Origin of the sequence: Hymenobacter sp. 5516J-16 (genome assembly GCF_022919335.1) — a bacterium.
Lineage (GTDB): Bacteria > Bacteroidota > Bacteroidia > Cytophagales > Hymenobacteraceae > Hymenobacter > Hymenobacter sublimis.
Genome location: NZ_CP095058.1, coordinates 2797268 through 2815806, shown reverse-complemented (window position 1 = coordinate 2815806; position 18539 = coordinate 2797268). Strand labels below are relative to the sequence as shown.

General features: G+C 52.7%; 18 protein-coding genes and 2 pseudogenes. 6 read left to right on the top strand and 14 right to left on the bottom strand.

The annotated features are described in order from the left end of the window. Positions 1 to 3 precede the first annotated feature (3 nt). The 6 genes from MUN84_RS13985 to MUN84_RS13960 all read left to right on the top strand — a co-directional run bounded on the left by MUN84_RS13985 (position 4) and on the right by MUN84_RS13960 (position 5469). A complete protein-coding gene (locus MUN84_RS13985; protein ID WP_188558004.1) occupies positions 4 to 522 on the top strand; it encodes an ExbD/TolR family protein in 519 nt (172 codons plus the stop codon). Next, positions 519 to 1349 carry an energy transducer TonB gene (locus MUN84_RS13980; protein ID WP_229728709.1) on the top strand — a complete coding sequence of 277 codons (831 nt, stop codon included), beginning with the start codon at positions 519 to 521 and terminating at the stop codon, positions 1347 to 1349. Before MUN84_RS13985 ends, MUN84_RS13980 begins: the two co-directional genes overlap by 4 nt. Before the next feature lie 538 nt (positions 1350 to 1887). Then, positions 1888 to 2409, top strand: a complete 522-nt coding sequence (locus tag MUN84_RS13975; protein ID WP_244694625.1) for an energy transducer TonB — start codon at positions 1888 to 1890, stop codon at positions 2407 to 2409. A gap of 190 nt (positions 2410 to 2599) precedes the next feature. Beyond that, on the top strand, positions 2600 to 2854 hold the full coding sequence (locus MUN84_RS13970; RefSeq protein ID WP_244694624.1) for a hypothetical protein: 255 nt from the start codon (positions 2600 to 2602) through the stop codon (positions 2852 to 2854). Then, positions 2841 to 3800 (top strand): substrate-binding domain-containing protein, encoded by a 960-nt coding sequence (locus MUN84_RS13965; protein WP_317238942.1) that lies wholly within the window; start codon positions 2841 to 2843, stop codon positions 3798 to 3800. Before MUN84_RS13970 ends, MUN84_RS13965 begins: the two co-directional genes overlap by 14 nt. Positions 3801 to 3846: 46 nt before the next feature. Then, on the top strand, positions 3847 to 5469 hold the full coding sequence (locus tag MUN84_RS13960; protein WP_244694623.1) for a tetratricopeptide repeat protein: 1623 nt from the start codon (positions 3847 to 3849) through the stop codon (positions 5467 to 5469). Positions 5470 to 5550: 81 nt separating this feature from the next. Here the strand turns inward: MUN84_RS13960 and MUN84_RS13955 are convergent, their stop codons facing one another. The 14 genes and pseudogenes from MUN84_RS13955 to MUN84_RS13895 all read right to left on the bottom strand — a co-directional run bounded on the left by MUN84_RS13955 (position 5551) and on the right by MUN84_RS13895 (position 18528). Continuing rightward, positions 5551 to 6645: an RluA family pseudouridine synthase gene (locus MUN84_RS13955; protein WP_244694622.1), complete on the bottom strand. Its 1095-nt coding sequence runs from the start codon at positions 6643 to 6645 to the stop codon at positions 5551 to 5553. Positions 6646 to 6778: 133 nt separating this feature from the next. Continuing rightward, positions 6779 to 7411: an OmpH family outer membrane protein gene (locus tag MUN84_RS13950; protein ID WP_244694621.1), complete on the bottom strand. Its 633-nt coding sequence runs from the start codon at positions 7409 to 7411 to the stop codon at positions 6779 to 6781. Positions 7412 to 7456: 45 nt separating this feature from the next. Next, complete coding sequence (locus MUN84_RS13945) at positions 7457 to 8086, bottom strand: OmpH family outer membrane protein (RefSeq protein WP_244694620.1); 630 nt, start codon at positions 8084 to 8086, stop codon at positions 7457 to 7459. A gap of 95 nt (positions 8087 to 8181) precedes the next feature. After that, positions 8182 to 8475, bottom strand: coding sequence for an outer membrane protein assembly factor (locus tag MUN84_RS23065; protein WP_262920530.1), 294 nt, complete (start codon positions 8473 to 8475; stop codon positions 8182 to 8184). A gap of 26 nt (positions 8476 to 8501) precedes the next feature. After that, positions 8502 to 10451, bottom strand: coding sequence for an outer membrane protein assembly factor BamA (bamA, locus tag MUN84_RS13940; protein ID WP_262920529.1), 1950 nt, complete (start codon positions 10449 to 10451; stop codon positions 8502 to 8504). A gap of 287 nt (positions 10452 to 10738) precedes the next feature. Next, positions 10739 to 11485: an isoprenyl transferase gene (locus tag MUN84_RS13935; protein ID WP_244694619.1), complete on the bottom strand. Its 747-nt coding sequence runs from the start codon at positions 11483 to 11485 to the stop codon at positions 10739 to 10741. Positions 11486 to 11649: 164 nt separating this feature from the next. Beyond that, positions 11650 to 12405, bottom strand: coding sequence for a DUF6089 family protein (locus MUN84_RS13930; protein WP_244694618.1), 756 nt, complete (start codon positions 12403 to 12405; stop codon positions 11650 to 11652). A 40-nt stretch (positions 12406 to 12445) separates the two neighbouring features. Further along, positions 12446 to 13327, bottom strand: a complete 882-nt coding sequence (locus tag MUN84_RS13925; RefSeq protein ID WP_244694617.1) for a DUF6089 family protein — start codon at positions 13325 to 13327, stop codon at positions 12446 to 12448. A 125-nt stretch (positions 13328 to 13452) separates the two neighbouring features. After that, positions 13453 to 14346 (bottom strand): NAD kinase, encoded by an 894-nt coding sequence (locus MUN84_RS13920; protein WP_244694616.1) that lies wholly within the window; start codon positions 14344 to 14346, stop codon positions 13453 to 13455. Between the two features lie 37 nt (positions 14347 to 14383). Continuing rightward, a complete protein-coding gene (locus tag MUN84_RS13915) occupies positions 14384 to 15709 on the bottom strand; it encodes a POTRA domain-containing protein (RefSeq protein ID WP_244694615.1) in 1326 nt (441 codons plus the stop codon). A gap of 147 nt (positions 15710 to 15856) precedes the next feature. After that, complete coding sequence (locus tag MUN84_RS13910; RefSeq protein ID WP_244694614.1) at positions 15857 to 16480, bottom strand: CBS domain-containing protein; 624 nt, start codon at positions 16478 to 16480, stop codon at positions 15857 to 15859. A 200-nt stretch (positions 16481 to 16680) separates the two neighbouring features. Next, positions 16681 to 17456, bottom strand: a pseudogene (locus MUN84_RS13905) (alpha/beta fold hydrolase). A gap of 25 nt (positions 17457 to 17481) precedes the next feature. Beyond that, positions 17482 to 18077 (bottom strand): annotated as a pseudogene (locus tag MUN84_RS13900) (anthranilate synthase component II). 82 nt (positions 18078 to 18159) lie between these two features. Then, positions 18160 to 18528 carry a CvpA family protein gene (locus MUN84_RS13895; protein WP_244694613.1) on the bottom strand — a complete coding sequence of 123 codons (369 nt, stop codon included), beginning with the start codon at positions 18526 to 18528 and terminating at the stop codon, positions 18160 to 18162. Positions 18529 to 18539: the final 11 nt, after the last annotated feature.

Sequence of the window (18539 nt, the reverse complement as noted above, 5' to 3'; positions counted from 1 at the left end):
GACATGGCAGAAATACAACAACAAGCCGACTCCGGTAAAGGAGGTAAGAAACGGGCCAAGAAAATGTCGACCAAAATCGACATGACCCCGATGGTGGACTTGGCCTTCCTGTTGCTTACCTTCTTCATGCTCACAACCACCTTTAGCAAGCCCACCGTAATGGAGGTTGCTATGCCGGTGAAACCCAAACCGGGTGAAGAGCAGCCGCCTATTAAGGCGTCGAATGCTCTGACTCTGCTATTAGGCGAGAACAATAAACTGTACTATTACGATGGTTTGTTGGATGGTACTACTAAGCCAGAGTTGAAGCTTTCTAACTATGGTGCTGATGGTATTCGTAAGGTGTTGCTTCAGCACAAAAGCAACCCACAGCTCGTAGTGCTGATCAAGCCAGACGATAAATCGGCTTACAAGAATATGGTTGATATTCTTGACGAGATGAACATCACGGAAACCAAGAAGTATGCCTTGGTAGACATCTCTAAGCCTGATCAGGAACTGATTAAAACTTCTGGATTATGATGGACAACTCGCAGTTGGCCAAAGCCTCTCTCGATGACATCGTCTTCGAGGGGCGCAATAAGGCCTATGGAGCCTACGTAATCCGGCGGGTGTATGGAAAGCACGTAACCCGAGCAGTTCTCATTGCCGTTGCCCTTTTCGCTCTCATGATTGCCTTCCCTTTGGTGGCGCGCATGATGAAGAAAGATGAGGTAGTGGAAGACGAGAAGATGCTGAAGGTGAACGTACTGGAGGCACCGCCGCTGGATGCGACTAAGCCCCCACCACCACCGCCGCCGCCACCAGACGCGCCGCCACCACCACCACCAAAGCTCTCCACGATTAAGTTTGTACCTCCTGTTGTTAAGAAGGACGAGGAGGTGCAGAAACAGGAAGAAATTCCAGATCAGGAGGAGCTAAAGGATAAGGTGGTAGCTAACGAAACCGTGAAAGGCAACACCGATAATCCAGCTGACCTGGCTGGTTTGGAACCTGGTGAAGGCACGAAAGCGGTAGAGGAGGTAGTGGAAACCAAGCCTTACACTTACGTAGAACAGATGCCGGTTTTCCCTGGCGGACAAGAAGCGTTGCTGCAATACATTGCCAAGAACATCAAGTATCCGGCAATGGCATTGCGCAATCAGGTTGAAGGTCGCGTTTTCATTAAGTTCGTAGTAGGCCCTGATGGAGCTGTTACGAATGCCGAAGTGCAAAAAGGTATTGGTGCTGGTTGCGACGAAGAGTCGCTCCGAGTTATCAAAAACTTGCCGCGCTTTACTCCTGGTAAGCAGAATGGCCGGGCAGTGTCCGTGTACTACACGGTGCCTGTAACCTTCGCCATCAAGTAAACTGATCTGTTACTGGCTTAGCCAGAACATAAAACCCGAATCAGACTCCGGTCCGATTCGGGTTTTTATTTGCATTCGTATTCACATAAAAATATATAGTCGGCACGCATAATAACCCGCTATTTAGCAACGTTGAATACAGTGAAAGCCAGGAGGTAGCGTTAGATATAGTGGTAAGTATTGGCTTGAATAGTTTAGGTATGTATTAGCCCATTGTTCACTTAATTATATATCCCATGACCACAGCCGCGCACACCTCCCTCCCATCCCTTGATGACATAGTCTTTGAAGGGCGCAACAAGGCCTATGGCGCTTATGTCTTGCGAAAAGCCTACGGTCGGCACGTAACCACCGCTATTGTTATTGCTACTGCTTTAGCTGCTTTGCTCATTGCCATACCATTGCTAGTTCAGCGGCTGTGGCCTGCCATCACGGAGGTTCCAGGGACTATCCCTAATGAAAGAGTTAATATTGTTTTGCCTCCTCCCATCTTCCAACAAAAACCCATCACTACCCCTCCGGCGGGGCAGCCATTACCGTGCGTCCGCCAACTCCCGCTACGGCTACCCGGGTAGTTCGCGACGACTTAGTGAAGACACCGCCTGTTGATACAGATGTAAAGCCGCTGGATGGTCCGGCTATTACTGGACCCGTTGCAACAGCAGGTGATGACATATCAACCGTACCTGGCGGGGTTGTTGGTGGTAGCGACACAGTTACGCAACCAGCGGCTCCGGCCATAACGGAGCCATTCGTACACGTGGAGAACATGCCGGAGTTTATGGGTGGCGATGCGGCACTAGCCAAGTACTTTCAACGCAACCTTCGCTACCCTCCGCAGGCTCTGCGAGCCGGCATAGAAGGCAAGGTGTATATGTCGTTCACAGTTAACTCCGACGGTAGCATCACGGATGTATCGGTGTTGAAAGGGCTGGGCTACGGCACAGATGAGGAAGCCTCCCGCGTAATTCGGCAAATGCCGGCCTGGAAACCTGGTTACCAAAACCACCGAGCAGTTCCAGTCCGCTACAACCTCCCCATTACATTTAAATACGAATAAGTAGGTTCTTGCTATATATTCGCATCTAGATTAAAATTTAAACGCCCAAAGTCGTTCGGTTGCGTACAAACCGAACGCCTTTGGGCGTTTTTGCCACCAATTTTGCAACCAACCACAGCGTCATTCACTTCAAAACGAACAAATAAGACTTTGTTTAGCGTTTGGCTATTACACACCGATTTAGTTTCTCATGCTTGACTTACCCACCACTGAAGAAAGAATAGGTAGTCATAAACAGCAATCTTGGGTCCGCTACTTCACCTTGCTGATGTCGATGGTGTACGCAGGGTTGGGGCTGTATTTATGGTTTGCTCCCGCGGGCACACTTACCTTAGGAGACACCCCACGCCGTCTGCTGGCGGCTGTCTTTGTATTTTACGGAATTATTAGATTTGTCCGCACCTACCAGCAACACTTCAAAAAGAATAAGAATGACGCGCGCTAACTTTTGGGTTTTAGGAGTGGCCTTGTGCACCAGTATCGGAATGGTTAGCTGCGGCAACGACGCAACTAGTACCCAAGCTACTGACACACCCACGAGCGGATCTATTCGGATTGGGGTTGACGAGACGTTTGAGCCTATTCTAAAGTCTCAAGTGGACACTTTTCAAAAGCTCTATACCAGCGCCCACATCAATGCAGCTTACCAGCCGGAACTGGACGTAATGCGGGCATTTATGGCCGACAGCATTCGGTTGGCGGTGGTATCTAGAGAACTCACGGCGGAGGAAAAGGCTACCTTACAGCGTCTTAAGTTGGAGCCTTTTTCAGTTCGTATTGGTGTAGACGGGGTAGCCATCATCATGCACCCAAGCAACCGCGACAGTTTGTTAACTACGGCTCAGTTGAAAGGTATTTTTACCGGGCAACTAGCTCAGTGGAATCAGATCAGCCCAGGCAACAAACTAGGTGCCATTACGGCCGTATTTGATAACAACAACTCCAGCACTGCCCGTTACGTGCAGGATTCCGTTAATAACGGCGCACCGCTGGCGAAAGGTGTTTTTGCCTCGAAATCGAACCCAGCACTCATCGATTACGTTGCAACTCATCCGAATGCAATTGGGGTAATTGGTATTAACTGGATCAGTGACCGGGACGACCCCAATGTTCCGAAGTTCTTAAAACGGATACGGGTTGCTGGTATAAGCCCCAAAGCCACGGGTTCTACTTCAGCAGACTACGTACAGCCTTATCAAGCATACTTAGCCCAGAAGCTGTACCCACTGCGCCGTAATCTGTACGTTATTAGCCGCGAAGCGCGCACCGGACTTGGCACCGGTTTTGCAACCTTTGCAGCAGGTAACAAAGGACAACTTATCATGCTAAAGTCGGGATTGATGCCTGCCAAGGGCCAAATCCGGATGATGGATGTTAAGCCCTCTCTGTAGCCCTACTTGTCTCCTTTCCACCGCATTTTCACTAAACCTTTTGCTCATGAATCTCAAGCCCTGGAAGCTTACGCTCCTCGCTGCTTTGTCTGTTTCGGGTTCTGCTGCCCTTGCCCAATCTTCGGGCGCCCAAAAAGCCATTGAGCTGGAGCGTTACAGCGAAGCCCGCGCCGCTTTGCTGCGGCAAGGCCAATCGAATGAGACGTCGTTCGAACTTGGTCGTTTGTATCAACTGCGCGATATGCCCGATTCAGCGGCATACTATTTCAACCGCATTGCTCTGAACCCGAAGGATGCCATGACCCAGATAGCTGCCGGCCGTGCCGCGTTAGCTCAGGGAAAAACGGCCGAAGCTGAGATTCAGTTTGACAATGCCGTGAAATCCTCGAAGGGCAAAGACCCGAAGGTATACACGATGATTGCTCAGGCTTACGCCGAATCCAACGTAAAAGACGTTACCAAGGCCCTTACCTACGTTAGTGCTGGCGAAAAGCTCGGCAAAGGTAAGGACGACCCAGCGCTGATGATTGCCCGCGGCGACTTGTACCTGAAAACGGAGCAGGGCGGTGGCGAGGCCATGAACAGCTACGAGCGTGCTACCTTGGCCGACCCGAACAATGTGAAGGCTTACGTGCGTAAAGGTCAGCTGAACATGCGGGCCCGTACTTACAACGAAGCCAAAACGAACTTCGACAAAGCTATCAGCCTCGACCCGAACTACGCACCGGCTTACAATGCCTTAGCCGAGACGTACTATTTCGCTGGCCGTTACGATGATGCTCTGGCCCAGTTCCAGAAGTATTCTTCGCTGGCGGAGAAGTCGTCGGATACGGATGCGAAATATGCTTCGTTCCTGTACCTGACCAAGAAGTATCCTGAGGCACTGGTGGAGGTAGATAAGGTTCTGGCTAAAGACCCGAACAACCTCACCATGAACCGTCTGCGGGCTTACTCTCTGTACGAAACCGGCAAGAACGATGAGGCTTTGGCTGCTATGCAGAAATACATGCAGCTTGCTAGCGCTGGCAACAAAGTGATTACCGAGGACAACGTGTACTACGGTAAGATGCTGATTAAAGGTGGCAAGACCACGGAAGGCGCAGCCATCATTAAGAAGGCTATTGATGCTGATCCGAAGAAAGCCGCTGATCTGCAGAATGAGCTGGCTCAGGCTTATATGGCGGCGAAAGACTACCCCAATGCCATTTCTACGCTCAAGGCGCGGATGGCAGCTACCAAGGGTGGTGAACTAACCGACAAAGTATACCTGGGCCGGGCTTACGAGCTGAACAGCCAATATGCGCAAGCTGACAGTCTGTACGGCCTAGTAGTAGCTGAGCGTCCGAACTATGTTCCGGGCTACCAGATGCGTGCCCGCGCCAACGCGAATATCGACAAAGACTCGAAGCAAGGCCTTGCCAAGCCTTATTACGAGAAATACATCGAGGTAGCCGGTGCTTCGGCTGACGCCGCCAAGTATAAGAGCGGTCTGCTGGAGGCCAACAAATATCTGGGGTATTACTACTACCAGAAAGGCGACAAGACCACTGCTTTGCCCTACTGGCAGCAGGCCCTGGCCTTGGACCCCAACGACCAGCAGGCTAAAACGGCAATAGCCGAAATTACCAAGCCCAAAACGGCGGCTAAGCCCGCTGTGAAGCGCAAGTAGTAAGCGTTTGAGAAAATAAGAAGGCTCCTTACCGATGGTAGGGAGCCTTTTCTTTTTCGAGGTATTGGCTATGCGCTTGACTTAGCTTTTTGTAGTGGCATATTCTTCCCATTTTGCTAATAACTCCTGAAAATCGGCGGGAAGCTCGGCCTCAAAATGCAAGTGCTCGTGGGTGACTGGATGCTCAAAACCTAATGATTTAGCATGCAACGCCTGCCGGGGCATGAGGGCCAGCATCTTTTCAGCAAAGGCCTTGTAGGAGCCAGTGCGCTGCCCATACACTATCTTATCTCCGCCATAGGTAGCATCACCAAACAGTGGATGTCCGATGTGCTTCATGTGAGCCCGAATCTGGTGCGTACGACCAGTTTCTAGGTTGCACTGGAGCAGAGCTACTTTACTGTCGAAGGACTGCAGCACCTTATAATGCGTTACGGCGTGCTTGCCATGCTCGCCTTCCGGGAATACTGCTTGCACCTTTCGGTCTTTCAAGCTGCGCCCAATATGCCCTCGAATGGTGCCCTCTGCCTCCTTGGGTACACCCCACACCAGCGCCAGATATGTGCGCTCAATGGTGTGATGAAAAAACTGGTTGGAAAGGTGAGTCATAGCCCACTCGGTTTTACCTACCACCAGCAAGCCCGAAGTATCCTTATCAATCCGGTGTACTAGGCCCGGCCGAATTTCTCCATTGCGGCCCGTTGGCAGGTTCTGCAGATGATAAGCTAGCCCATTCACTAGGGTGCCATTCCAATTACCATACGCCGGATGCACGACTAACCCAGCCGGCTTATTTACAAGTAGCAACTCGGCGTCCTCGTAGCGGATGTCCAAGTCCATAGGTTCGGGCAGGACCTTGAACTCCCGTGGTGGCTCGGGCAGCGTAATAGTTATAACATCGAGTGGCTTAACGCGGTAGTTAGATTTAACGGGCCGGTCATTCACCTGTACCGCCTCCGCCCGGATGGCATTCTGAATGCGGGTTCGGGAGGTACTAGGCAGGCGGTTAAGCAGAAACTTATCTAGCCGGAGCAGTTCCTGCCGCCGGTCGGCCCGGATGCGGTGATGCTCGTATAGTTCATCCCCTCCTTCGTCATCCTCCTCAGCCAGTTCCCCTGCGTCCACAGGTGGGTTGCCGAGGCTGCTCTCAATAAATTCTTCTTCCGGCTCCTGCATTATAAAAGCAATGAATTTAAAGGCTATTGCTTACTGCTCTAGACTTAGGGTAGGCATCCATATAACAACACCGCCGAAGCAGGAGCTCCGGCGGTGTTGTTGGTAAGCGCATGAAGTTTGAGCTTATTACACCTTACTTCTTTGTCTTCGTTTTCGTCTTGGTAGCCGTAGGAGCAGCAGCTTGCGTAGAGGCTGCTGCCGGCGTAGCTACTTTAGGAGCGGCCGCAGCAGCGCCCGGGGTGATGCCCATTTTCTTCAGAATCAGGTCTGATACGTCACCATCCTTCGGGCCGTGCAACAGCAAAGGACTGTCACCATCAGAGTTCAGAATGTATGTATAGCCGTTCTCATCGGCCACGGCATCAATGTTTTTCTGCAGTTTGTCCAGAGCGGGCTTTAGCAGCGTCTGCTGCTTTTGCTGCAACGATACTTCTGCATTCTGCTGGAACTCCTGAATCGACTGCTGCAGGTTCTGGAGTTCTTTTTCTTTATCAGCCTTAACTACGTCCGTCATAGTAGCGCCACCTTTCTGGTAAGCTTCTACCTTAGTGCGGAACTCCGTGCTTTTTGCATCCAGCTGGCTTTTGAGCTGCGTGCTGTAGTCCTTCAACTGGGATTCAATCTGCTTGCTCTCAGGCATCTGGCTCAGTACGTACTGAACGCTAGTATACCCGATCTTCAGCGGTGCGGCCGTCTGTGCCATCGAAGCCGTAGCCGTAGTGAAGGTAAGGGCGGCAGCAGCCAGTGCAACGCGGAATTTGTTCATGGTGGTCATCAAAAAGAGAAGTGTCAGAGAGTTAGATGCGCAAAGTTAATTTTTTCGGGTTGCCGGCCGCGTGGTAGTCCGAGTCGGCTGTTTAGGCCGGGTAGCAGCAGGTTCGTCTTCTACCACCGCATCACCCGCCGGAGCCTGCGGAGTAGTCACCGACCGTACGGCGCCTTTCTGGCCGGGCTGGTTGCGCTCCTCCGAGGCCAAACCCAGTTCTTCCATTACAAACTCCGTGTAATCGTGCACCGGGTTAGTGTAGAGCATGGTCAGGTCACCAGATTTATCGAAAACAATAGCGAGTTGTTTCTTCTTCGCTACCTTCTCAATGGCCTCAAATACCTGATCCTGCACCGGCTTGGTAAGCTCTTGCCGCTTCTTAAAAAGCTGCCCTTCAAAACCGAAGATCTTGTTGGAGTAAGCCTTAATATCCTGCTCCTTCTTCAAAATCTCGTCCTGACGCTTCTTCTTCATCGGCTCAGTTAGAACGACTTCTTCGGCCTGATAATTCCGATAAAGCTTATCCAAGTCCTTTTTTTGCGTCTCAATATCCTTCTGCCAATTGCCGGAAAGGGTATTGAGTTCCTGCTGAGCCTGCGCATACGCCGGCATCTTACCCATGATAAACTCGGAATCGACGTAGCCGAATTTCTGGGCTAGTACTGTTTGGGGCAAGCCCCCACTAACAGGAGTGCGACGGCCGCTACCCACGAAAACATCTTGTTCATATGGTAAAATAAGATGAAGTGTTGACGGCCGCGCCGCCGGGCTTAGCGGATCTGCTGGCCGATAATAAAGTGGAAGATGCCCTTGTCCTGCTTCTGACCGGGAGTGTAGATCGGCACTTTATCAAAGCCCCACCCGTAGTCAAACCCTAGCAAACCAAATGCCGACATGAAGATGCGGGCTCCGACCCCCGCTGAGCGGTACAACTTATAAGGATTGTACTCGGAATAGCGTTCAAAAGCGTTACCAGCTTCTGCAAAGCTGAGCACGTACACAGTAGCGGCCGGGTTTAAGCTAACCGGATAACGCATTTCCATCACGAACTTATTGTACACCACGCCACCACTAGAACCATTTGTACCAGTTATAGAGGTAGGTAAGGGGAAGTGCTGGCATCGCCTGGGTCCGCGTAGCCTCTTAGGCCAATGTATTCAGTGCCAGCTATAAAGTTTGCTGACCCACCGTAGCCCAGACCCGAGCCACCCAGCTTAAAGCGTTCAAATGGTCCGATTGGGCGGCTGCTGTTGTAGGTGCCAATGAAACCGAAGTGGGCGCGAGTATTGAGAACCAGCTTGCCTACCACCGGCGAAAACCAAGAGGCGTCAAACATCCACTTGTGAAACTCTACCCACTCACCTACGCTAGGGCTGGACCCCGGGAACAAGGAGTAAGGTGGCGTCAGATTCACACTCAGCGCCAGCGAAGAGCCCCGGCGCGTGAAGGTGGGGTTGTCGATGCTGTTACGGGAAAGGGTTGTGTTAAACGTTATGTTGTTCGCGTTACCTGTACCGTTAGGAAAGAATTCAGAGCCTAACGCCGTGTAGTTGTTTAGTTTGTACTGGGTGATGGACAGGGCATTACTCAGCGTGAAATAGTCATCGGGCCAACGCAAACGGCGGCCTAAGCTTACACTAGCACCATTTGTTTTAAGGAAACTACCCGTTTCGGCGTCGAAGTTGGTACCTAGCCGATAAATGGTCTTAGTTAGGCTTACGGATAGAGAGTTCGGCTTGCGGCCACCCAGCCAGGGTTCCGTAAACGAGAAAGAGTAGGCCTGGTATTGCAAGCCATTCGCCTGCACGTTCAGCGACAAACGCTGACCATCACCGGCGGGCACCGGCGTCCAATTGCGCAACGTACCGGCTTTGCGCAGGGAAAAGTTGTTAAACACTAGACCAACGGTACCAATAAAGCCGGCGTAACCACCCCAACCACCCGACAGGGTAATCTGGTCGGAAGGCTTCTCTTCCACCGTGTAATTGATGTCAACCGTACCATCAGCCTGGTTAGGAACCGGGTTCAACCCAATCTTTTCCGGGTCGAAGTAGCCTAGGGTAGCAATTTCACGCTGGCTGCGAATGAGCTGCTCTCGGCTGAATTTGTCGCCGGGCAGCGTGTACAGGGAGCGGCGCACTACGTGGTCGGAAGTTTTCGTGTTTCCGGCAATGTTCACGTCCTTAATGCGCGCCTGTACACCTTCCGTAAGACGCATCTCAATATCAATTGAGTCGCCTTCTACCTTGGTCTCTACTGGCTCAATCTGGAAGAACAGGTAACCGTCGTTCATGTAGAGCGAGGTTACGTCCTGACCCGTTGGGTTGTAATTCAGGCGTTTATCCAGGGTTTCCTTGCTGTATACGCTACCTTCTTTAATGCCTAGCACGGAGGCCAGGGTCTTGTCATCGTAGAGGTAGTTGCCCTTCCAGGTAATGTTCCGGAAGTAATACTTGGGGCCCTCATCTACCTTGACAGTGAGGCGCAGGGCATCCCCTACCCGCTCCAGCGTATCGGAAACTACCACAGCGTCGCGGTAGCCTTCGCTGTTGTAAAATTCCAGCAGCTTGGCTTTGTCCTCTTCAAATTCTTTACTCTGAAACTTACCGGAATTGAAGAGCTTAGGAAATTTCTTCTCTTTGGTTTTCTTGAACTTGCCCTTCAGCTTACCATCCGAGTAGGCTGTGTTTCCCTCAAACTGAATGTCATTGATTTTGACCTTAGAGCCCTTATCAACTTTGATATTCAGCACGACGCTGTTAGACAGCGAGGAATCAGGAACCTGGGTGATGGTAACCTTACTGTCTAGAAAGCCTTTGTTGGTATAGAACTTCCGAACCTGGGTACGAGTGTTGCTCAGCAGCGCATCCGTTACCACCTTCCCGCGGATTAGCTTAATCTTATTCTTAAGCTCATCGGCCTGGCTTTTACCGATGCCCGAAAACTCAAACTTAGACAGCCGGGGCCGCTCCTTTAAGTTAAAATCAAGAAAGATGCGGCTGCCTTCTGTGCGCGCAATGCTCACACTTACGTCGCCCAAAATACCCTGGTCCCAGAGCCGGCGGATGGCTTTACCGATTTCTTCGCCCGGAATTGTAATTGGGTCCCCACCTTCAACCCAGTCAGGCCGATTAGCGTATTAGGATCCAGGTAACGGGCGCCGCTTACAGTGATGCCGCCCAGAGTGTAACGCTGGGGCTGCTCGCCGGCAGAAGCAGCCGGCACCTGAGTTTGGGCAACGGCCGTGCTTACTGGCACTGCGCCCAAGGACAAGGCCAGCGCGGCAGCTGGAATAAGTTTATGGTAGGAAGAACTCATGTTCTGTTATTACGAAACGGTTAGCTGCTCACTGGTTTTCCCGAAACGACGCTCCCGCTGCTGGTAAGCCCGCAGGGCATCGTAAAAATGCTCCCGCCGGAAATCAGGCCACAGCAAATCGGTGATAAACAGTTCCGTATAGGCCAGCTGCCACAATAAAAAATTACTGATACGCTGCTCGCCACTCGTGCGAATCAGCAATTCAGGATCTGGAATGCCTGCTGTTGAAAGAAAGCTGGCTATCGTTTGCTCCGTGATTTGCTCCGGCTGCAGCCGACCAGCTGCTACCTCTTGAGCCATTCGCTGCGCGGCCTGCGTTAGGTCCCACCGGCCGCTGTAGCTTAGAGCTAGCAGCAGAGTAGTTCGGGAGCCTTCTTTAGTTAGCTCGATTGCCTCCGCCAATTCCTTTTGGCAGGAAGCAGGCAAATTTTCAATCTGGCCGATTGCTTGAAGGCGGATGCTGTTTTTGAGCAGCGTAGGGGTTTCTTGCCGGATGGTATGAACCAACAACTGCATAAGCGCCATCACCTCGTGCGCCGGCCGCGACCAGTTTTCGGTCGAGAAGGCATACAAGGTTAAGTAGCGCACCCCCACTTCCGCGGCGGCCTCTACTGTTTCGCGCACGGCCTTGATGGCGCTCTGGTGCCCGAAAATGCGCAAGCCCCCCTTCTGCTTGGCCCAACGGCCATTGCCATCCATTATGACAGCTACGTGAGCGGGTATATTCTGGGAATCTATCTCGGACCGGACGGCCATCAGTACTTTTTGCGTAAAGAGGCTGCAAGTTACGCAAATGGTTGCATTCGCCTCTGCTCAATAACAAGTTGCGCTCAAGGGCCTTAATACGAACAGCCCCCGGCACCTAGTATGTCGGGGGCTGTTTGCGGCAAGACTTGTAGCCAACTACTTATCAGTAGTAATTAGTTTTTCTTTGCTTTTTCCTGGCTAGGGTCAGGACAGCGAATTTTGTAGAAGGTATAGGAAATGCTCAGGCCGTTGTAGAAGTACCAGTCCTGATCATGCGAATTACCAATCAGGTCGTTTTGCCCCCGAGATTTGCCGTCAATATGGTCCAATTGATCAGTGAAAGTTTTGCGCGCCCCAGCTTCCAAGCCTAGGTTCCAGTGGTCGGAAAGGGCATATTTGAAACCTAAGCCCGCTGGAATAGCCAGATTGATCATGCCCGCCTTGCGGTCTAGCTGAGGGTTAGCACTACTAGCTGTCTGAGTATTGGCATAAAATCCGGCCAGTCCAACGAATACATAGGGCGTGAAGTGGACCTTGTCGCGCCGGTCGTGGTAATCAAAGAAATTATATTCTACTACGCCGGATGCTTCCAGCAGGCTACCTTTCATGTTAGCATTGCGGTATTCGGCTAACGGAGCAATTCTTCCATTAACACCCTGCACGTTACCATCGTCGGCACGTAACAAACCAGCTGTGAACCCTGCCCGCAATGTTATGGGTGCAGACACATCCTTTCGGTAAAAGGCTGTCAGGGCCGGGCGGTTGTTGCGGAATTGGTAGTTCGGTGACAGCTCCCCTTTATAGGTTAAACCGCCCAAGCCTATTCCTATCTCGCTAGTGTTCTGAGCAGTTGCCGTGTAGGCAAAAAAAACACTCCCTACTGGCAATACGCCAGCAAGGAGTGTTTTGAAGAGCTTCGATTGAGTCATTAGACTGGCTGTTGGTGAAAAAGGACAGCCAGTTTACTGGCTATCGGAATTTGGGGCTTCTTACTCGAGGAGCAAGGATATAGTTTACCGACACACCCAAAGTAGTGTACCAGTCTTTTTCAGAGCTTTTGCCGCGCATCTCGCCACCTTGAACGGCTTCAGTATATGTGCCTGGGACCTCTTTCGTAATATCCCAACCGAAATACTTAGCAGCAGGAGAAGAGAGAGCATCCCGGTTAGCTACGTAGTTACCGCTTACGTCGTCAAGATAGTCGGTAAAGGTTTTACGGAAGCCAAGCTCTAGGCCAATATCAAACTGCTTGTTCAACTTGTAACGAGCCCCAGCACCGAAAGGAATAACGAATTGGGTCAAAGAGTAGCCCTCCGACTGTCCCTCAGTTCTCAACGCTTGCAGAGCAACATAATTGCCTTCTGCGTCCAAACCTTTCGGATTATGACGCATTACTCCGATACCACCGAATACGTAGGGTACAAAGTCAGGACGCTTGATGTAGTTGTTGCGATTCTCAATCAGATCAAACATGCCTACTGCCGCAAACTCCAAAATACCGTTGCGGAAGTTCATGTTCCGGTTGAAGCGGAACTTAGCGTCCGCATCGTTCTGATCAGCAGCTTTCGAGTCGTCGCCGCTAATACGACCGTATGTCAAAGAGGCGCGCCCCGATATACGCGGAGCAAAACGACGTGTGAATGTCAGACCTGCATTAAGACGAGTTGCACCGGGACGGAAGCTGGGAATACTAGGCTTGGGAGTAATATCTCCAAAGTAGTTCATGCCAGTTACGGTCAGGCCAACAGAGTTGTACTGCTTCCGCTTGCTGAATTGCTGCGCACTCGCTTCCGTCGCTACCAGTGCGAGGACTAGCAGCAGGGCCGTAGTGTAGGTGAAGAGTTGCTTCATATTAAGCGAAGGTTAGAAAATATTCAAGTTCAAGAATGCGAAAATTGTACAAGCACGGTCGCAGTCAGCGACAAAAGTAGAGGATGACGGGAACTTTAAAAATTATTAGTGGAAAATCTCTATGCTTAAATAGGTATGCCAGCAGGGTTCCGACGGTCCAGACCCCAGTTTAACTTACTGCGCAAGGTACTCAGGAAGTTAACATGGTTAAGCTTTACCAGGCGAGCATTAAAGTTTTCTCGGCGAACAGCAATCTGAATTCCGGCCTCTACTGTTTCGGAGCGGGAGTCAAGTGAAAGCAAAAAGTTGTTGCTTCTGCCTTCAATTTCAAAGGAAATTACACTCCGGTCTGATACAATTAGCGGCCGTACGTTCAGATTGTGGGGACATACGGGAGCGATAATAAAATTGTTTGTTTGTGGTAACATAACGGGTCCGCCGCAGCTCAGCGAATACCCAGTAGAGCCAGTGGGCGTGGCCACAATCAGGCCATCTGCCCAGTAGGAGTTCAGGTACTCTCCATCGATGTAGGTATGTACCACAATCATGGAGGAGGTATCGCGCTTCAGGATGCTGAACTCATTGAGGCCGAAGTTAATAGCGCCAAAGGTATCGGGGTCTGTATCAACCCGAATCAGGCTTCGGTCTTCTAGTACAAAGTGCCCTTTGAATAGGGAGTCCAAGGCGGGGCCAATCTTGTCGGGGGAAATGGTGGCCAAAAATCCTAACCGCCCGGTATTGATGCCGAGGATCGGGATTTGAAGGGCTCCGACGTAGGTAACGGTGTCGAGCAGGGTACCATCGCCTCCAATGCTGAGCACGAATTGCATGCCCCGTAGGGAGTCGCCGCGCCGGAAGGTGGTAATGCCCTCAGGTAAATCAACCCGCTCACTGAGGTAAGCATGAAACGATTCCAGAACGCATACTTCGGCCTGCCGACGCGTCAGTTCTTCTACCATTTCACGCATGAAAGGCGTTAGCTCCTCACTAAATGGCTTACCTAGAATGGCAATTTTCATAACAAAAGCTTAATCTGATGCCTCTTTGGCAGGAAGATTAAATGGGGAACTGCGTACGAAAAAAGAAGCCTCCCTCCCGCTCCCGGGTACGGGCATACTCCAGAGTAAGCACCCAATCGTAGTACGTTACCAGGTGTAAGGCAACGCCGGTGGAGGCCAGCAGCTTATTGGGCAACCGATTCGTAGGCCGGGGTGCTGGTGTCTGCACGTAGCCTACGTCGGCAAAAGTATTCAAATAAAATACGAGGGGAATGGTGTTGAACTTAGTAGTGCGCACTCCATTGAGCTGGAGTTGGCCTACATCAAGCAACCGATACGTAAGCCCTTGCTGCACGAGACCGTAGTGGCGGCCATCTATTACGTAAGCGTCATAGCCGCGCACCAAGACATCATACCCGAATGCTCGGTTGTCGGCGTAGCCTACGGACCGGGCTAGGCGCACTTGCGCGGCTGTACCAATGGTGTAGTAAAACGGACCGCCCAGGGCTAAATAGCGGGCGTAGCGCCCCCGTAGCGTAAGTACATCTGGTGTGCCTGGTGTAACAAACGTGCGGTAGGATAGGGCAAGTTGCGCGTACTGTCCGGTTAAGGGGTAGGCAAATGTATGGCGCTGGTTGAGGGTGCTGACTAAACTGAGCTCCACGTATTCCCGGCGCGGTCCGTGCAGGTAGTAGGTTGGGTTGTAGTAGAGCACGGAGTCGGAGACTTGCTCGCGGTGGTACGACACATCTAGGGCCGTGAGGTGCTGCACGGTACGGCGCCAACGCAGCCCTAGGGTGGCATACTGTCGCTCAATAGGGAAATCATTTTCCTGCCGCAGATTAGCGAGCCTATCTTGCACCGTGGCATAGTCTAGGGCATGGCTGCGGTAGTAGGACAATCCGGCCCCTAGGCCAATACGGCGCCGCCGACCGTAGCCTGGCGCCTCATAGAACACTTCGTATTTGCGGTTGAAGCCTAACTGCACGTTGGCCAGCAGTTGCTCGTTCCGGCCCCGAAAGTTACGGCGCACCAGATGCAACCCGTAATCTACGCGCTGCCAGCGGTCCGCACGGTCGAGCCAGGAGCGAAAATTGCGGTCGGCCAGGGAGAAGATGGGTACAGGAAAGGTGTACCACCGCTCTTGCACGCTGTAGAGAATGGTTACTTCGCCGTCGCGACAGACGGCCTGCAGCAGCACCTGGTGGAAAAGCTGCAGGTTAAATAAGCGGCGGCGGTTGGCTTCCAGTCGTTTACTGAAGGTAGCGGCCCGTAGCGTATCGCCTTCCCGGAAATCCAGCTCGGCTCGTAGCACCGGCTCTTTCGTTACTTTATTGCCCACAAACAGAATGCTGGCAACCCGCAACGTGGGGTAGCCGGGCATTGCAAGCTAATCACACTGTCGGTTGCGGCGCGGCGGAGCGAATCAGGGGGAGCCGCGGAAAGGCCAGCGACAGGCATAGCTGCCGGGGCCGACGGTAGCAGGCCTAGCAGCAACGTCAATACAATAGCTAGCACTTCTCCTACCTGCTCAGATGTTCAGGTAACGCAGCAGGGCATCGTAGCGCTGCTGCTCGTCTTCGCTCACTTCCTCGGTGCCGCTGAACTGAGCCGTAATAGAATACCCGAACCGCTCTAGAGTAGCAATAATGCGGGTAATATTGGGCGTGTTCAGCTTCAGAGTGAGCCGGATCCGGTAGGGGTCGTGTTCGTCCTGAGCCACGTGGGCGCTTATGATTTTAGCGTTGTTTTCCTCTACGTACCGGCTAATCTGGGTTAGGGAATAGTCCCGCTCTTCCATGGCCAGCACAATAATGCCCTGCTGGTTACTAGCAACGGGCACTTTACCGAAGGCCGCCAGCGTGTCGCTTACGGTTACCACACCCATATACTCCCGCTGCTCATCAAGTACGGGCACTAGCTGCACTTTATTTTGCACGGCCAGCTCAATGATATTGTAGAAGTGCTGGTCGCGCTGCACGTGCACATCAGCGTAGTTCAAGGCAATATCACTGAGCAGCTGCTTATCGGCATCCTGATCCATCAGGTCCGATTCCGTCACCAATCCCAGGTACAGCCGATTATCGAGCACGGGCAGCTGGCCCACATGGAATTCCTCCAGCCAGCGGGCCGCCTTTTCCATAGAGTCCGTCACCTTCAGGGCGGAATCATCTGATTCAGTAAATCCTCGGCGATAATGGAGTTCATGGGAGGGAACTAGGAACGAAGATAGAGGTAGGGCACACTACCAAAGAAAGAAATTCCAGCCATACATACGTACGTGGCTGGCTAAAAGAGCGGGTTCACCAGACCAACAGTTGCATTTATTTGGCGAAAGCCTCGGCGGCGCGGAGCTTACCCGGCTACCGGAACAGCTGTGCGCGCTAAAAACTGGTGCAGTAGCTGGTTGAAAGCAGTTGGGCGCTCCATCATGGGCGCATGACCGCAGTGGTCCAGAAAGCGCAACTCAGAGCCGCGGATGAGGCGGTTAAACTCGTGGGCTACTACGGGGGCGTTATCGTGTCGTTCAGCCCCCACACTAGCAGGGTAGGTACGCGGATGTGCTGCAATTCCTTGGCTAGGTTATGCCGCTGCGCCGAGCGGGCAATGCTAATGATGCGCAGGCATTTCGCGTTGGAGTTGGTTACGCTAAATACCTCATCAACCAGTTCCTGGGTAGCAATAGCAGGGTCGTAGAAGGTATAACCCACCCGCTCTTGCACGTAGGCATAGTTACCACGCTTAGGAAACGAACCGCCCATGCTGTCCTCAAACAAGCCACTGCTACCCGTTAAGACCAGCCGGTTTACGCGGCCGGCGTTGCGCAACGTGTACACTAGGGCAATGTGCCCGCCGAGGGAGTTGCCGAGCACGGTGCACGGTTCGGGCAGCTTTACTTCCGCCAGGAAATCTTCGACAAAACCTACCAGGCCGGGCACGCCCGCTTTGGTGAGCGGCATGTCATAAATTGGCAGGAGCGGAATTACTACGCGGTACTGGGCGCTAAACTCGGCCACTACGTCTTGCCAATTGCTCAAGGCTCCGAACAGACCGTGCAGCAGCAACAGCACTTCGCCGGAACCTTCATCTACGTAGTGAAATCCATTCTTTTCCTTGATCTGCAACGCCATCTTCTCAGGGAATATACTGCCGGGCTCAGGGCGCCGGAGCAGGTTGTGCAATGATACAATTCTTGACCCAATTGCCTAGCAGGGCCAGGCCGTTGGGCGTCAGGAGAGCTTCCGGATGAAACTGCACCCCGTACAAAGGCAGTGTACGGTGACGCAGCGCCATGATTTCCTGCTCGGTGGTAGTAGTACGGGCCAGCGCCTCCAACGACGGGGCAGCTGATCTAGTACGAGAGAATGGTAGCGCGTGACGAGCATGCGCAGCGGTAGCCCTGCATTCAGCGGGCTCGGGGCCAGCCATTCTACCTCCGATACTTTGCCGTGCATGGGCCGATTGGCCCGGCTGATCTTGGCCCCAAAAAACTCGCCCAAAGCTTGGTGGCCCAGACATACTCCGAGCATAGGCAGCTGCTGGTGGTAGGCCTCGATGACAGCTGGCATCACGCCTGCCGCCGCCGGCGTGCCCGGCCCCGGCGACAAGACGACACCATCGAAGGATAAGTCCTGCAACTCAGTTAAGGATACGTCATTACGCCGCACCAGCACCTCACAGCCTAGCTGCCGGAGGTAGTCCAGCAGATTATAGGTGAAGGAGTCGAAGTTATCTAGTAGCAGCAAACGCATGGGCAAAGGTAAGGGTAGGTGTACTAACCAAGCAGTTGGTTACTAGTTCCGCCCCGCGCCTACATTCCATGCAGGATGGCTACTAAAACACCTCGCGCAACTTATCCAGCAGAGTGCCAGCGAAGGGCAACACGAAGCTTACGATGCTCAGGGCCAGCGGCGTGGCTTCCCGCACAACGGGTAGCACCTGCGAATCGGCCAGCAGCTGGGGTGAAATCAGCTGCAGACCCGCCATACCTACCCCGTGCAGTAATAAGCTGAGGCCGAGTACCCATTTCAGCACGCCGCTCACCGCGCCGCCCAAGCTATCCAGCACGCCCAGCGGGGTCAGGTGCACGGCCGTGCGGATGACGCCGCTCAGCAGATGCACACCCCAACCGATGGCGGCAAACACCAGCACGAACGACACCAGCGGCAGCAGTCCAAAGGCCTCCCCCACATAGTGACGCACCAGTGGAATGG

What these genes read in the sequence shown, in the direction of transcription:
- MUN84_RS13985 (WP_188558004.1), top strand. Translation starts at nt 4, where the DNA reads ATGGCAGAAATACAACAACAAGCCGACTCCGGTAAAGGAGGTAAGAAA.
- MUN84_RS13980 (WP_229728709.1), top strand. Translation starts at nt 519, where the DNA reads ATGATGGACAACTCGCAGTTGGCCAAAGCCTCTCTCGATGACATCGTC.
- MUN84_RS13970 (WP_244694624.1), top strand. Translation starts at nt 2,600, where the DNA reads ATGCTTGACTTACCCACCACTGAAGAAAGAATAGGTAGTCATAAACAG.
- MUN84_RS13965 (WP_317238942.1), top strand. Translation starts at nt 2,841, where the DNA reads ATGACGCGCGCTAACTTTTGGGTTTTAGGAGTGGCCTTGTGCACCAGT.
- MUN84_RS13960 (WP_244694623.1), top strand. Translation starts at nt 3,847, where the DNA reads ATGAATCTCAAGCCCTGGAAGCTTACGCTCCTCGCTGCTTTGTCTGTT.
- MUN84_RS13955 (WP_244694622.1), bottom strand. Translation starts at nt 6,645, where the DNA reads ATGCAGGAGCCGGAAGAAGAATTTATTGAGAGCAGCCTCGGCAACCCA.
- MUN84_RS13950 (WP_244694621.1), bottom strand. Translation starts at nt 7,411, where the DNA reads ATGAACAAATTCCGCGTTGCACTGGCTGCTGCCGCCCTTACCTTCACT.
- MUN84_RS13935 (WP_244694619.1), bottom strand. Translation starts at nt 11,485, where the DNA reads ATGGCCGTCCGGTCCGAGATAGATTCCCAGAATATACCCGCTCACGTA.
- MUN84_RS13930 (WP_244694618.1), bottom strand. Translation starts at nt 12,405, where the DNA reads ATGACTCAATCGAAGCTCTTCAAAACACTCCTTGCTGGCGTATTGCCA.
- MUN84_RS13925 (WP_244694617.1), bottom strand. Translation starts at nt 13,327, where the DNA reads ATGAAGCAACTCTTCACCTACACTACGGCCCTGCTGCTAGTCCTCGCA.
- MUN84_RS13920 (WP_244694616.1), bottom strand. Translation starts at nt 14,346, where the DNA reads ATGAAAATTGCCATTCTAGGTAAGCCATTTAGTGAGGAGCTAACGCCT.
- MUN84_RS13915 (WP_244694615.1), bottom strand. Translation starts at nt 15,709, where the DNA reads ATGCCCGGCTACCCCACGTTGCGGGTTGCCAGCATTCTGTTTGTGGGC.